This is a genomic window from Nocardiopsis sp. FR4, assembly GCF_009830945.1.
GTDB lineage: Bacteria > Actinomycetota > Actinomycetes > Streptosporangiales > Streptosporangiaceae > Nocardiopsis.
Genome location: NZ_VWVV01000077.1, coordinates 1 through 533, shown reverse-complemented (window position 1 = coordinate 533; position 533 = coordinate 1). Strand labels below are relative to the sequence as shown.

Here is a 533-nt window from a genome sequence, read left to right as displayed (position 1 = left end):
CCCTGGAGGAACGATGGTGACCATCGGCGACGTGGCCCGGCTGGCCGGGGTCTCCCGCAGCACCGCCTCCTACGCGCTGTCCGGGAAGCGCACCATCTCCCCGGAGGTGCGGCGGCAGGTGGACGAGGCCGTGCGCAAGCTGGGCTACACGCCCAACGCCGGGGCCCGGGCGCTGGCCACCGCGCGGACCAGTGTGATCGGCCTGCTCGCCCGGTTCCTGGAGGACGAGTTCGCCCCGGCCATGCTGCAGTACATCACCGGGGTCTCCGACACCGCCCGCGAGCTCGGCTACGACATCCTGCTGGTCACCGAGGCCGACGGGGCCCGTGCCCTGCGCCGGATCACCGACTCGCGGATGGTGGACGGGGTCGTGCTGCTCAACGTCGCCCACGACGACGTCCGGCTGCCGGTCCTGCGCGCCGCGCCGCAGCCCGGCGCCCTGGTCGGCCTGCCCGGGGACTGCTCCGGCCTGGACGTCTTCGACCTCGACTTCGAGGAGGCCGGGCGGTTGATGGTGGAGCACATGCACCGGC

The 533-nt window shown here is 73.5% G+C and carries 1 protein-coding gene; it reads left to right on the top strand.

Translation table 11 applies throughout. The annotated features are described in order from the left end of the window. Window positions 1-13: 13 nt before the first annotated feature. The coding region (locus FYW95_RS27495) for a LacI family DNA-binding transcriptional regulator (RefSeq protein WP_159945742.1) at window positions 14-533 on the top strand (520 nt) is incomplete at its 3' end.